The organism is Photobacterium sp. (genome assembly GCF_033720175.1).
In the GTDB taxonomy this organism is placed as follows: Bacteria; Pseudomonadota; Gammaproteobacteria; order Enterobacterales; family Vibrionaceae; genus Photobacterium.
Map to the genome: position 1 here is coordinate 156,922 of NZ_JAWWDA010000004.1, position 13,988 is coordinate 170,909.

10 protein-coding genes are annotated in these 13,988 nt (G+C 45.8%); 3 read left to right on the forward strand and 7 right to left on the reverse strand.

Features of this window, described 5'->3' with window-relative positions; genetic code table 11:
- Positions 1-111: 111 nt before the first annotated feature.
- From fabV to R3289_RS06535, 5 genes are all read right to left on the reverse strand, one after another.
- Complete coding sequence (gene fabV / locus R3289_RS06515) at positions 112-1,314, reverse strand: enoyl-ACP reductase FabV (protein WP_318924688.1); 1,203 nt, start codon at positions 1,312-1,314, stop codon at positions 112-114.
- 303 nt (positions 1,315-1,617) lie between these two features.
- Entirely contained in the window at positions 1,618-3,894 is a 2,277-nt protein-coding gene (locus R3289_RS06520; RefSeq protein WP_318924689.1) for an acyl-CoA dehydrogenase, read from the reverse strand.
- A 63-nt stretch (positions 3,895-3,957) separates the two neighbouring features.
- A complete protein-coding gene (locus R3289_RS06525; protein WP_318924690.1) occupies positions 3,958-4,632 on the reverse strand; it encodes a TetR/AcrR family transcriptional regulator in 675 nt (224 codons plus the stop codon).
- Between the two features lie 483 nt (positions 4,633-5,115).
- On the reverse strand, positions 5,116-6,240 hold the full coding sequence (locus R3289_RS06530) for a M20 family metallopeptidase (protein WP_318924691.1): 1,125 nt from the start codon (positions 6,238-6,240) through the stop codon (positions 5,116-5,118).
- A gap of 1,017 nt (positions 6,241-7,257) precedes the next feature.
- On the reverse strand, positions 7,258-8,142 hold the full coding sequence (locus R3289_RS06535; protein ID WP_318924693.1) for an SDR family oxidoreductase: 885 nt from the start codon (positions 8,140-8,142) through the stop codon (positions 7,258-7,260).
- Positions 8,143-8,560: 418 nt separating this feature from the next.
- Between R3289_RS06535 and R3289_RS06540 the strand changes: the two genes are divergently transcribed.
- Together R3289_RS06540 and pyk are read left to right on the forward strand one after the other, a co-directional pair.
- Positions 8,561-9,415, forward strand: coding sequence for a MurR/RpiR family transcriptional regulator (locus R3289_RS06540; protein ID WP_318924694.1), 855 nt, complete (start codon positions 8,561-8,563; stop codon positions 9,413-9,415).
- A gap of 363 nt (positions 9,416-9,778) precedes the next feature.
- Positions 9,779-11,224: a pyruvate kinase gene (gene pyk / locus R3289_RS06545; protein WP_318924695.1), complete on the forward strand. Its 1,446-nt coding sequence runs from the start codon at positions 9,779-9,781 to the stop codon at positions 11,222-11,224.
- Between the two features lie 71 nt (positions 11,225-11,295).
- Here pyk and rimJ read toward each other — a convergent pair whose 3' ends face one another.
- Complete coding sequence (gene rimJ, locus R3289_RS06550) at positions 11,296-11,880, reverse strand: ribosomal protein S5-alanine N-acetyltransferase (protein WP_318924696.1); 585 nt, start codon at positions 11,878-11,880, stop codon at positions 11,296-11,298.
- 19 nt (positions 11,881-11,899) lie between these two features.
- Here rimJ and R3289_RS06555 point away from each other — a divergent pair, with 19 nt between their 5' ends.
- On the forward strand, positions 11,900-12,388 hold the full coding sequence (locus tag R3289_RS06555) for a methylated-DNA--[protein]-cysteine S-methyltransferase (RefSeq protein WP_318924697.1): 489 nt from the start codon (positions 11,900-11,902) through the stop codon (positions 12,386-12,388).
- Between the two features lie 20 nt (positions 12,389-12,408).
- On the opposite strand, the gene tyrR is transcribed toward R3289_RS06555, so the two are convergent.
- Positions 12,409-13,944 (reverse strand): transcriptional regulator TyrR, encoded by a 1,536-nt coding sequence (tyrR, locus tag R3289_RS06560; protein ID WP_318924698.1) that lies wholly within the window; start codon positions 13,942-13,944, stop codon positions 12,409-12,411.
- Positions 13,945-13,988: the final 44 nt, after the last annotated feature.

A 13,988-nucleotide genomic window follows, 5' to 3' on the forward strand; every position in this document is an offset into this window, starting at 1 on the left:
TCTTGATTCTAGGTCCTAGAACTAACTTCGTATCTCGGTTCTCAACTCTCGCTTCTGCCCCATAAAAAAACCGCCATTTGGCGGTTTTTTCTTTCTGGTTTGAAAATCTGATTAGATCGTTTCGACATCAAACTCGACAAGCGGATTCACATCAGCGTCATAATCAACAGACTCGATACCGAAACCGAACAGCTTCATGAACTCATCTTTGTATTGCTGGTAATCTGCAACATCAAACAAGTTTTCATTGGTTACGTTAGGCCATAGCTCACGACAATGCTTCTGAATATCTTCACGCAGCTCCCAGTCATCCAGACGAAGACGATTAGCTTCATCAACTTCCGGGGCTGTGCCATCCGCCTTATACAAGCGCTGAGTGAACATACGATAAATCTGTTCCATACAGCCTTCGTGTACACCTTCTTCACGCATCTTCTTGAAGACCATCGCGATGTACAGTGGCATTACCGGGATTGCAGAGCTTGCCTGTGTTACCACGCTCTTAAGTACAGCCACATTTGCAGAGCCACCACTGGCAGACAGTTTACGATTCAACTCTGTTGCTGCACGATCAAGATCCATCTTTGCCTTGCCCAGAGCACCATGCCAGTAGATTGGCCAGGTGATTTCGGTACCGATGTAACTGTAAGCAACGGTCTTACACCCATCAGCCAGCACGCCAGCATCTGCCAGAGCATTGATCCAGAGTTCCCAGTCCTGACCACCCATAACGGTAACGGTATCAGTAACTTCCTGCTCGGTTGCAGGCTCTATGCTTGTTTCAATCAATACATCTTTGTTGGTATCAACCGCCGTCGCCGTGTACGTTTCACCCATCGGCTTCAGGCATGAACGAACAACTTCGCCCGTTTCAGGCATTTTACGAACCGGTGATGCTAATGAGTACACCACCATATCAATCTGACCCAATTCTTCTTTGATCAGATCGATCGTTTTTTGTTTGGCTTCATGAGAGAAAGCATCACCGTTCAGGCTCTTCGCGTAAAGACCTTCTTCTTTCGCTAGTTTGTCAAACGCTGCTGAGTTATACCAACCTGCCGTACCTGGTTTTTTCTCTGTACCTGGTTTTTCAAAGAACACGCCAATCGTCGCCGCACCGCCGCCAAAGGCCGCAGCAATGCGGGAAGACAAGCCGTAACCACTGGAAGAACCGACAACCAGTACACGTTTCGGCGCGTTGGCGATTGGGCCTTGTGCTTTAGTATAAGCAATTTGTTCTTTAACGTTCTCTTCACAGCCGATCGGGTGTGTTGTCGTACAAATAAATCCACGAATTCTAGGTTTGATGATCATTTTCAACTTCCCTTACATAATTGACTGTAGGATAAAAGGTTACCGACAAATTCGCATTATTTTTATGCGCGAAAACGCTAAATATAGCAGTGGTTGGAGGTGTTATTGACGATTTTAGCCAAGTAATACCACTCGGATCCATTATTCCGATTGGTATAATGGCACTGTCCCGGTGCTCTGCTCGAGCGCTGTTCAGATCATATCTGGTCAAAAAAGTGCCACGCATTTGCGTGGCACATGGGAAACACCAGGTTTATTCTTCCATTGTAGAGTGCTTATTGTCCGATTAAAGAGCAATGACTCTTAAGCAGCCTTCCCTGGTTGCAGGCTGCTCTTTTTGAAATGATCAGCAGCAAAGTTATCGACTTGAATCGCTTTTTGCCTGAGCTGCTCAGCATTGTCCATTTTTTCAACATCCTCTTTTGTGACGATGCCGGCACTCAGAGCAAGCTGCAATTTTTCGGTTAAGGACGCTTTGCGTGGGATCTCTCCCGCTTTTACGGCCTTGGCCAATTTTCGTTCAATGTCTTTGACACTATGCATCGCAACAAAAGCACGTTCCATGATGGCTACCGGATCCGATTCTTTTTCACCGATATAACACAAGCTAGTCAAACGTTCGCGGTGCGCTCCTGGTGTCATTAGCAATTCTGCAATTTTAACGGTGACATCATCACTTGGCGCCTTGTAGCGAATACCCAGCGGGAACAGCAGGGCACGCAAGATGCTGCCAACCCCTTTGCGAGGGAAGTTATTCATCACATCATCGAATGCAACGCCGCACTGATGCAAGCAGTGTTGCAGCGCATAATGCACCATCGGTAAATCCTGCTGCTGGCGGCCTTCGCCTTCAAAGCGTTTCAAGGTTGCCGATGCCAGGTACAAATGACTCAAGACATCACCCAATCGGGCTGACACTAATTCGCGACGCTTTAGCTCCCCCCCCAGGCTGAGCATTGCGAAGTCAGCCGCTACCGCTAATGCGCGACTCATACGTGATAGGTGGCGATAATAATCCGCCGTCTCGCCGCTGACTGGCGCGGCGTTAAAGCGTGAGCCAGAAAAAGCATTGAGCATTGATTTTGCGACGTTACCTGTCGCAAAACGGATGTGCTTAGACAGCAAGCCATCAAACTCTTTTGCCCCTTGCTCGGCATCGCCGTTTGCTGCCGCTTCCATCTCTTTCAAGACAAAGGGATGGCACCGGGTCGCTCCCTGACCAAAAATCATCAGGTTACGAGTCAGAATGTTGGCCCCTTCTACGGTAATTGCGACCGGTATACCGAAATAGTGATGGCCAAGATAATTCATTGGCCCAAGCTGAATTGCGCGACCAGCATGAATATCCATTGAATCATTCAGGATCGTACGTGCCATTTCCGTCATGTGATATTTGGCAATCGCTGTCACAATTCCCGGGGTTTCCCCCATATCAAGTGAAGTCGTGGTGAGCGTCCGTGACGCTTCAAGCATGTAGGTATACCCCCCTATACGCCCCATTGCCTGAGCAACACCTTCAAAGTTACCGATCGACATACCAAACTGTTTACGCACGTAGGCATAAGCTCCCGTTGTACGTGCCGTCAGGTGGCCTATGGCGGCCCCTAATGCGGGTAATGAAATGCCCCGCCCTGCTGACAGGCATTCCACCAGCATACGCCAGCCTCGACCCACATATTCCTGTCCACCGATAACCCATTCCATCGGGATGAACACATCTTGACCGCGAGTTGGCCCGTTCATGAAGGCCATATTCAGGGGATCGTGACGCTCGCCGATTTCCACTCCCTGGTGATCAGCCGGGATCAACGCGCAGGTAATGCCAATATCGACTTTATTACCCAGCAGCCCGTTTGGATCCTGCAATTTAAAGGCAAGACCTAACACCGTCGCCACGGGAGCCAGTGTGATGTAACGCTTATTCCAGCTCAGCTTAATACCCAGTACTTCTTGGCCTTGGTATTCGCCGTAACAGACAACCCCCATGTCGGGAATGCCACCCGCATCAGAACCGGCTTCCGGGCCGGTCAGTGCAAAGCATGGCACTTCTTCGCCATGAGCAAGGCGAGGCAGCCAGTAATCTTTTTGCTCCTGGGTCCCATAATGGGATAACAGTTCGCCCGGACCCAATGAATTTGGCACCATTACCGAAACTGCAGCACTCAAGCTACGGGTTGCAATGCGAGTAACAATGGTCGAATTAGCCAATGCCGAAAAATTTAATCCGCCATATTCTTTGCTGATAATCAGCGAAAAGAATTTTTCTTTACGTAAGTATTCCCAAACCTCAGGTGATAAGTCTTTATCTTCCTGAACAATCTGATGATCGTTCAGCATTTCAAGCAAGGTTTCAAGTTTGGTATCGATAAATATTTGCTCTTCATCCGTGAGCTTTGGCTTAGGGTAGTTCAACAACGTATTCCAGTTAGGTGAACCACTGAACAACTCACCATCCCACCAGACACTGCCAGCCTCCATCGCTTCACGCTCGGTTTCTGATAGTGGCGGCAGCACTTTTTTAAACATCTTAAAAGCGGGATCACTGATGTAGCGTTTACGTAAGTTGGTTAAAGTGCTCATTTTTCAGGTCCTTTTGTTTCATTTATCGTTATTTTTTCATGTGGGTATACATTTCTTTTTATTTTATTCCGTGCCGGTTGACGTTGCGCCGACGAGAGACAAACCTTGCTCTATCGGAGCCGAAACACCTGCTGCCAGATAAGGCATCAGACGGTCAATTAAGTCTTCTGTTTCCACTTTTCGTGAGAAGTCATTTTCAGCGATTTCACATAACGCAGTACTCGAAGCCATGGTAAATACCGACGCCCCCAAGGTGAAATGCAATCGCCAGAATAATGTTTCTGGATCTAATGATGGATTGGCGCGGCAAACAGCGGTGGTAAATAACGTCAATACATTGTCGTAGCGGGTCATTATGAACCAGCGCAGGTGCCCCTGAACGTCGGTATAGCTACGGCCAATCAATGACATAAAAATAGTCGATCCCTGATGGCGAAAGTCATTTAATAAAACCAGAGGGTTTTTGAGGCAGCGAAAAACATCTTCCATCATAATTTCATCTCGGGTTAACAGCACCTCCAGCTCATTTTTCAATGCTGGCATGAACTGTTCCAGGTAACGGCTTAAAACCGCTCTCACCAGTGTCTTTTTATCACCAAAATGGTAATTAACCGACGCGAGATTAACGCCCGCTTTACTGGTTATAGTCCTTAAAGACGTTTCCTTGAATCCGTGCTCAGCAAATAGCAGCTCTGCAGCATCCAAAATACGGCCCTTCGTTTCTCCTTTTCCCGCCATTTTCACTCACCCGTATTAAACACATGTTTAAACTTTACATCTCATTAATATTTTTAACAAGTGGTGGATAATCAAACAGTGATATTCCTGCGCCATGGACACGGTAAAGCGTTGAGAGTGTGATGATGATCGCCTAATGTGGCGCGGCTGAGACAAGGTGAAAGCCAGACATGCATGATAGGAAATATGATGGTTCAATTTGCGATGAAATATTTCTATTTAGATTAATAGCTATAAAATCAATCGTTAACAGCGATATTTTAAAGTCTTCAATTTATAACTGAAAATAGGGCAGAAAAAACTGATAAATATCACATTTCATGGGAACAAAAAACAGGCTAATGGGTCTTATATTATGCCACTGCTTTTTTTAGAAGATTTTCTTCAGAACCCGTCCCCTCGTAGAGATGGGTTTTCTTTGTTGTATGTGACTAAGCCAGCGCTCTGCGGGCTTAGTCCGGCAACCACTTGTTCCAGCGAAGACTACAAACGCTTTAACACCTGCGCCAATAGCTGAATACGCGGTTCAATAGAATCAATGAGCAAATATTCTTTATCACTGTGAAAACCCGCGCCCATTGGCCCAAAACCATCAAGCGTCGGCGTACCCATTGCGGCCGTAAAGTTACCATCTGAACCACCACCGGCATCTTCCCAGCCATAGACAATATTTAGCTTATCCGCTTCTTCACTGACCAAACGGATCAGAGCTTCGGTGTCTGCACTTGGCTGCATGGAAGGTTTAAACGTCGCGCGATTGACCGTGACCCTCGCGCCCTTTTCAAAAGGTGCTTGAGCCATTTCGCGTAATCGGCCATCAATCGTTTCTGCCTCATCAGTATTCCAGAACCGTAGATCAACAATGGCTTTGGCATAATCCGGCACCACATTCACCGCCATTCCGCCTTCGATAACACCGACATTCATCGTTGTTCCGGTTTCAAGGTTAACCATGCCTTTAATTGCCAATGCCCATTGGCTCAGTTCATAGATAGCGGACACGCCTTCACTCAAGGCAGATCCGGCGTGAGAAGCGACGCCATGAAATTCAATTTCATACTTTGCGTTGCCTTTACGGGAACGAATTAAATTACCCGTCGGACGAGCAGCTTCGCACACCAACACCTGGCCGCTTTTACGGGCAATACTTTCCAGCCATTGGCGAGAATATATTGAACCGATTTCTTCGTCACAATTTAATACCACAACAATCGATAAACGTGCCAACTCATCCGACGTCAGAGCTTGCAGAGCATACCAAGCACTGAGGATGCCTGACTTCATATCCGTAGCACCCGGACCATAGATTTTATGCTCATCGAAAGTCATTGGCCGCTCTGAGACAGTACCCGCCGGGAACACGGTATCCATATGGCCACTGAGCATCACATCATAGAAACCGGCATCTGGCCTATTGGTGATTTCCAAGCAAGGACCCGCTTTGTCATCCAGCTGATGACGAATCACGGTAAAGCCAATTTGTTCAAACATCGGTGTAAGAATGTCAGCGATTTGAGCAATTCCCTCAGGGGTATAACTGCCGCAATCCACATTAACCAGTTGTTCAAGCTGGTCCAGATATGTTTTCAGGTCAAAATTCAGAGCCATCTTGCTTCCTTTAATGCTTAAGAGAGGCCACGACTGACACGGTTACAGCATGAATGCGATATGTCAGGCCACAAATATACCCAGGCAACTTCACAATACGAGACGCATCATTAGGAAGGGGGGGATACAGGCGAACAATGTGCCAGAGCCGCATTTGTCGTACCCTGATTTAAATCACATCTTGGCGAAACAGCTCAGATCGTCACCGCAAAATAGTAGGAATAATACCCTTAACATATCAACATCTTAAAAAAAATGGGCAGAAAGCGCACCACGTCTTTGAACTAACCCTAAAAAGACCGGTCATAATTAGTAGCATCAAGATTAGAGACATATGTTTTTGTGAGCTGGCCGCCCCACAAAGTCTTCTCTTCTGTAATCGACAATGCCACTGCTACTTAACTCCTTATTGTGTAAATAGAACTTTGGCTCGCTGATTATCAGCGAGCTTTTTTTTATCCCTTGATAACCCTCTTCAGCCTTGGTCGTTATACCTAATCCACCTAAAAAATACGAGATTCTGAACAATATTGGGGATTCCTGACATAAATGTTGAACCAATGCGAATATCCGAAGTCATAACTAGTGACATTAATATTAATGAAGACAGCAACCCAGGCGGTTCCTTTTCATTAATCAGAGATGCCACTGCTGCTACAAACTCCTTATTGTTTTACGGAACATTCCTCCCGCTGATCTTCAGCGGGATTTTTTTATCTGAGTGCTTTTCCGTCCAGTTCACATCATCTAAAGTAAGAATTTTGTGTAACAAAGCCATTCATGAAGAAAAAGTGTTTTTTTTAACATTTCTTGGAACCTTCTTTGATCCCCAGAGTCATAACTAGTGACATTAATATTAATGAAGACAGCAACCCAGACGGTTCCTTTTTCATTAATCAGAGATGCCACTGCTGCTACAAACTCCTAATTGTTTTTATGGAACATTCCGCCCGCTGAACTTCAGCGGGATTTTTTTGCCTGAAAAGAGAAGGAAGACAGATCTGGGGCCACGCACAATCAGTGGCTGTCAATCTCAGGAGAAAGGCCCATTAGATCATCATGCCGCATTATTATATCCAACACCCTACAGCTTTTATCCGCGTTTATGATCTTTCCACCCGTCGAAGAATCTGCCGTAAAAATAGGCTCCGGCAAACCAGCTTTAGAGGCCATTGCGGTATAATAATGCTTTCGCGTGGGATGTGACTTTGCAGCAAGGTGCAAGACTTTTAAGGCTGGCTGCCGGTCTATAATACTAGCGATAGCCTGAATACAGTCATCAAGGTGAACCAAGTTCACGGGCTTTTCGCCTCCGGCCAGATTTTCTCTTCCGGCTAAATAGTTAACCGGATGACGCCCCGGACCAATCAGCCCAGCCAGACGCAGTACGACCAAGTTGTCGCCCCAAGATTTCCGAAGTTGTTGTTCAATATGAAAATGTGCACGGCCTGATTCCGTATCAGGTTGAGGAACGGATGTTTCCAGTACCTCCCCCGTCAAACCACCGTACACGGAGGTTGTACTGACAAAAATCACCCGCTGACATCCTGCTTGTTTTGCCGCGTCAGAGAGCGATAAGATAGCCTCCACATACTCATGACCTGTCATCGTTTTCCGCCGGGGAGGAACATTGATAACCAGTACGTCAGTTTGAAAAAATTCAGTAACGTCGCTTAACTGCTGCGTATTCTGATGTTCTTGTTTGTTTTTATCATCAAGCGCCTTTTTTTCTGCCCCATTGACCAAAGGAATGGTGAGTGCAATACCATGAACTCCGTATTGGAGAAGTTGGCTAGCAGATACAGCCTGAGTTTTACTTCCATACACCTCTAGTCCTTTTGCAACCAAATATTTTGCTAATGGCAAACCTAACCAGCCACACCCGCAAATACTCACTTTCATAAACAATAATCCTTAATCTCAGTGCAAATTACTACCCACGATATACCCAAACTACGCCGAGGTATGCAGAACTCGGAATATTTACGCGGTTTAGAGATATAACGCTGACACAGACGCCAGCGACAACAAATGGCATAAAGTCATTATATTTATTTCGACCTGTAAATTAATCCCTTCCGGATGAAATTTAATAACAGAAATAATGCCAAACCGGCCTTAAAAAGAAAATATATTCACAAAAACCTTCAGAACTGAAAGAAAAAACTCGATCCCGGTCAAACTATAATAAAAAGAGAAACCAAGATTCATGGAATTACTAGGAGCAGATCTATGAAAAGTAGTATAGTTTCAAAATAATTGGCTTCGTGAGAGCGAAATGGCCTTTAATGAAATTCAGTAACGAAGCGCGGTAATCTCCATGAATACCCTAGAAAAGATTCAAAAAAATTTAGACAATTTCAGTAAGTCTGAACGTAAAGTTGCAGAAGTGATCATCGCTTCGCCGCAAACGGCTATTCACTCTAGCATTGCGACTCTGGCTAAAATGGCCGATGTCAGTGAGCCGACAGTAAACCGTTTTTGTCGCCGTCTTGATACGAAGGGCTTCCCTGATTTTAAACTTCACTTGGCACAAAGTCTTGCCAATGGTACGCCTTATGTGAACCGTAATGTCGAAGAAGATGATGGGCCAGATGCTTATACAGCAAAGATTTTCGAATCAACTATGGCCTGCCTTGATGTCGCCAAAAACAGCATAGATCCAATGCAAATCAACCGTTCCGTTGATTTGCTGACCCAGGCCAAGAAAATCTCTTTCTTTGGCCTGGGGGCATCCGCTTCCGTGGCTCATGATGCACAAAATAAATTCTTCCGTTTCAATATTCCTATTGTTTGTTTTGATGACATCGTAATGCAACGTATGAGCGTGATTAACTGCACCGATGGTGACGTTGTCGTGGTGATTTCTCATACCGGCCGAACTAAGAGCCTGGTAGAAATTGCTCATATGGCCCGTGAAAACGGTGCTACGGTTATCGGTATTACCGCAAAAGACTCTCCACTCGATCGTGAGTGTTCTTTATCTATTTGCTTAGATGTACCGGAAGATACTGATATTTATATGCCGATGGCAAGCCGTGTTGTACAAATGACCGTAATTGATGTACTGGCAACCGGGTTCACTTTACGACGCGGTGCTGGGTTTAGAGAAAACCTGAAACGGGTGAAAGAATCGTTAAAAGACTCCCGCTTTTCAAAAGAAAATACTCTGTAATTCAGACCCTATAGATCAATCAAAAAAGCATGGATGATTATTCATGCTTTTTTATACCCTCAACACAGCATCCCGCGAAATATCTGCCCTCACATTTATCGCCAAATCGCCTCTATACCGCAGCTACACTTAAGCAGACGCTTAACATGTTTACAGCCTCTTTTATGGGCAAGTATGAATACAATGGCTCTTTTATTCATCACTTTTTCACAAAACAAGTGTACTGATGTTTCAGTTTGTTGATAAAGAACAGCTCTAAGTGCCCTGCTTATGTAGTAAAATTTCAGTCACATTTAGCGGCAAGTTAATTATTGTGACCTCTCCCGCTGAAATTGGCAGATTAAATAATAGATGGAGTTTCCAATGTCAGAAAGACTTAGACGTACAAAGATCGTAACGACCCTTGGTCCTGCTACCGACCGTGATAACAACCTTGAAAAAATTATCGCTGCGGGTGCAAACGTTGTTCGAATGAATTTCTCTCATGGTAGTCCTGAAGATCATATTCAACGCACTAAAACGGTACGTGAAATCGCCGCTAAACTCGGTAAACACGTTGCAATTCTTGGCGATTTGCAAGGTCCTAAAATCCGCGTTTCGACATTTAAAGAAGGTAAAATCCAGCTTGCTATCGGTGATAAATTCACTCTGGATAGTGATCTTCCTAAAGGTAACGGTGATCAGAACTCCGTGGGTCTTGATTATAAAGAACTGCCAAAAGACGTGACTACTGGCGATATTCTTCTTCTTGATGATGGCCGTGTACAGTTGAAAGTTATTGCCGTAGAAGGCAACAAGGTTCACACCGAAGTGACGGTAGCTGGCCCGCTTTCCAATAACAAAGGTATTAACAAAAAAGGTGGCGGCCTGTCAGCAGAAGCGCTGACAGACAAAGATAAAGCCGACATTCTTACTGCTGCGAAAATAGGGGTCGACTATCTTGCGGTCTCTTTCCCTCGCAACGGCGAAGACATGAAATATGCCCGCCGTCTGGCGACCGATGCTGGCCTGGAGGCTAAACTGGTTGCAAAGGTTGAACGTGCGGAAGCCGTTGCAACCACAGAAGCGATGGATGACATTATCATGGCATCTGACGTGGTTATGGTTGCTCGTGGTGATCTCGGTGTAGAAATTGGTGACCCCGAATTAGTCGGTGTTCAGAAGAAACTGATCCGTCGTGCGCGTAGCCTGAACCGTACCGTGATCACCGCGACTCAGATGATGGAGTCAATGATCACCAGCCCAATGCCAACACGTGCAGAAGTCATGGATGTGGCGAACGCCGTACTTGATGGTACCGATGCCGTGATGCTGTCTGCCGAAACGGCTGCTGGCGCCTTCCCGGTTGAAACCGTAAAGGCAATGGCTAGCGTATGTATTGGTGCAGAAAAAGAGCCAAGCATCAATATTTCTAAACACCGCCTGTCTCGTACTTTCTCATCTCCGGAAGAAACAATTGCAATGTCGACCATGTATGCTGCCAACCACATGGAAGGCGTTAAAGCGATGATCACAATGACAGAGTCTGGCCGCACACCACTCATGATGTCTCGTATTTCTTCTGGTCTGCCTATCTTTGCAATGTCGCGTAATGAAAAGACCCTAAACCGTGCAGCACTATACCGTGGGGTAACACCGGTGTACTTTGATCGTGATAGCGATTCAGGTCTTGAAGCTGCTAAGCACGCAATCGCCGTCCTGAAAGATAAATGCTATTTAGTAAAGGGGGATCTGGTCATCGTCACTCAAGGTGATGTGATGGATACTGTTGGTTCAACGAATAACATCCGTATTCTGACAGTAGAATAAATTCCTACGTATTTGATACGGTTAAAGAGGCTCGCTGCTATCTGCTATAGCAAGCCTCTTTTTTATACCTATCATTTATCTGGCGGCGTCCAGTGCGGGTTTGTCTTTGCGGTCAGTATATGATCTTCCCAGTTGCCATTTATCAACAGATAGTCTTTGGCCTGGCCTTCTTTTTCAAATCCGAGTTCAGACAGCACCTTGCCGCTTTTCGTATTTCTCGGCATGTACCCCGCCATAATGCGATGGAAATGCCTCTCTTCAAACATCCATTTCACCACTGCATTCAACGAACGGCGCATAATACCTTGCCCCTGATATTCTTCACCCAGTGAGTAACCAACATGGCAGGCATAGAAAGGATGCTTGATCAAATTACTAAAATTAATGACACCACAAATGTCGTCAGAACCCTGCTTCACTATCACAAAATAATAAGCTAAATGATGCTTTTGCAGCTCCGATAATTGGATCAGCCTTTTTTCCCATCCTTCTAGCGAAAAGAAACCTTCTTCGCGCAGCGGTTCCCAAGGCTGGAGAAATTGGCGATTTTTTTTGTAATAAGCTGATATGCGTTGCGCATCTTTGGTACTAATCAAACGAATTTTAAGTTCATCAACTACTAATGTTGAAGAGCGGTTTATAATAGTATTAAACAAATTAGCCTCTTATAACATAATGATGTACTACGACTGTCTAGATACCGTATTAGGAAAAATCTATCTGCTTGCTGATGATAAGGGGCTACGCCAATTGATTGTTGGCAGCACCGGTTTTTGCCCCGATGCGAGTTGGGAACACAATCCCGACACAATGAAACCCTATATTAGCCAGCTAAAAGAATACCTCGGTGGCAAACGGCGCACCTTCACTCTTCCGCTGGCACCACAAGGTACGGCTTTTCAACAACAAGTCTGGCACTCTCTCACTGAGATACCATTCGGCCAAACCCGTAACTACCAACAAATAGCAAAAAAAATTGGTCTTCCACTAGCTGGTCAGGCGATTGGAATGGCAAAGAATGTCAATCCAATCCCGATAATCATACCCTGCCACCGTGTTCGCAATGACAATGATAGCTTATGTGGCTACCGGTATGGGCGTGAAATGGTGTCTCAGTTATTAGCGCTGGAATCTGGCCAACTCTCTCTACTGAACAAAACTTAACCTGTAATTTTCAGCTTAGGCTAGCGCTTCGTCAGACCATACTCACGCAGTTTGTTGGCTACTGCTGTATGAGACACACCCAACCGTTTTGCCAGCTTACGGGTTGATGGGTAGCTGCGATAAAGGTTCGCCAGGATCCCCGACTCATAACGCTTCATGATTTCATCAAGTGAGCCGTCTAACGTCTCATCGCTGATGATACTCGCCGACTCATTTTCGGGCAGCTGCACATCGTCAACTGTAATTTCGGGCCCCTCGACCTGAGTCATCGCCCGAAATAACACATTGCGAAGCTGGCGGATGTTACCAGGCCACGCATACTGACTGAGGTATTGCGCCAATTGTTCTGAAATTCGCGGCTTTGGCTGTTGTAACTCTTGGGCAAACTGGGCCAAAAACAACTCAGCCAACGGTACAATATCGGCGCTGCGCTCTCGCAACGACGGAACAACTAACGCTAATACATTCAGTCGATAATAAAGATCTTCGCGAAAATCACCCGCAGCGACTAAGTCTGGAAGTTTTTTCTGGGTTGAACAAATCACCCGAACATCGACTTTAACCTCTTCTTCTTCACCGACCCGGCGGAATGTACCGTCTTGCAAAAAACGCAGTAGCTTAATTTGCAGGTGAGGCGACATTTCACCAATCTCATACAAGAAGACAGTACCACCAGCTGCTTGCTCAAAAATACCTTTCTTACCTGGCTCATGGTGATCACCTGCGAAACCGAACAACTCAGTTTCCGCGGCATTATCTGGCATAGAGACACAGTTAACCACGAGAAAAGGCTGCTCTCGACGTATCGAACGCTGGTGGCAAGCACGTGCCAGCATCTCTTTCCCGGTCCCTGTTTCACCCTGGATCAGTAAAGGGGCATCCAGCAAAGCCAGTTTTTTAGCTTGAGCAAGCAAATGCTTGAAGCGGGAAGATTGCCCGACTAAATGCTCAAAACCGTTATCTCCACTGATTTTGCGCATTGCGATCGGCATTTTCGCCTCAGACAGAGATTTAAGCAGGATCACGGCACTGGCTAATACCGGCTCTTCACTCTCATCAGCCACATACACCGGCATGACTTCCATCAGATAATCAAGGCCTGAAATCACCACCATCTCACTACGCTTTTGAGCCCCCTCTTTTTCCAACCAGCGACTGTAGTTGAAGCCCAGGATCACCTGGATACTTTCCCCTAATAAATCGTGGCTGGATTTCCCCATCAGATGTTCGGCTGCTTCGTTGGCAAGGTCGACCTTTCCGCTGAGATTGATTGAGAAGAAAGGATCCGGAAGGGTCTGCAAAAGTGCCTTGAGTTCTTTATGTTCCCGCTCACTGGGCATGAACTGGATTTTACGAACATCGGTTACACCATCTAACTGACGAATTTGCGACATGAGCTGACTAAATTGTTCAAACTCAATCTCTGGACAATTGAGATAAATGATCCCGATGCGGTCAATTTCAATCCCCCTAAGGTTAATTTCTTTGCTGGATAATATATCGAGCAGTTCTCGGGTTATTCCAAGCCGGTCTTCGCAATTGACTTGTAACCTCATATCGTGCGCCTTCTCGTTTCAACGTTCGGTTTGTGCTCAACAGC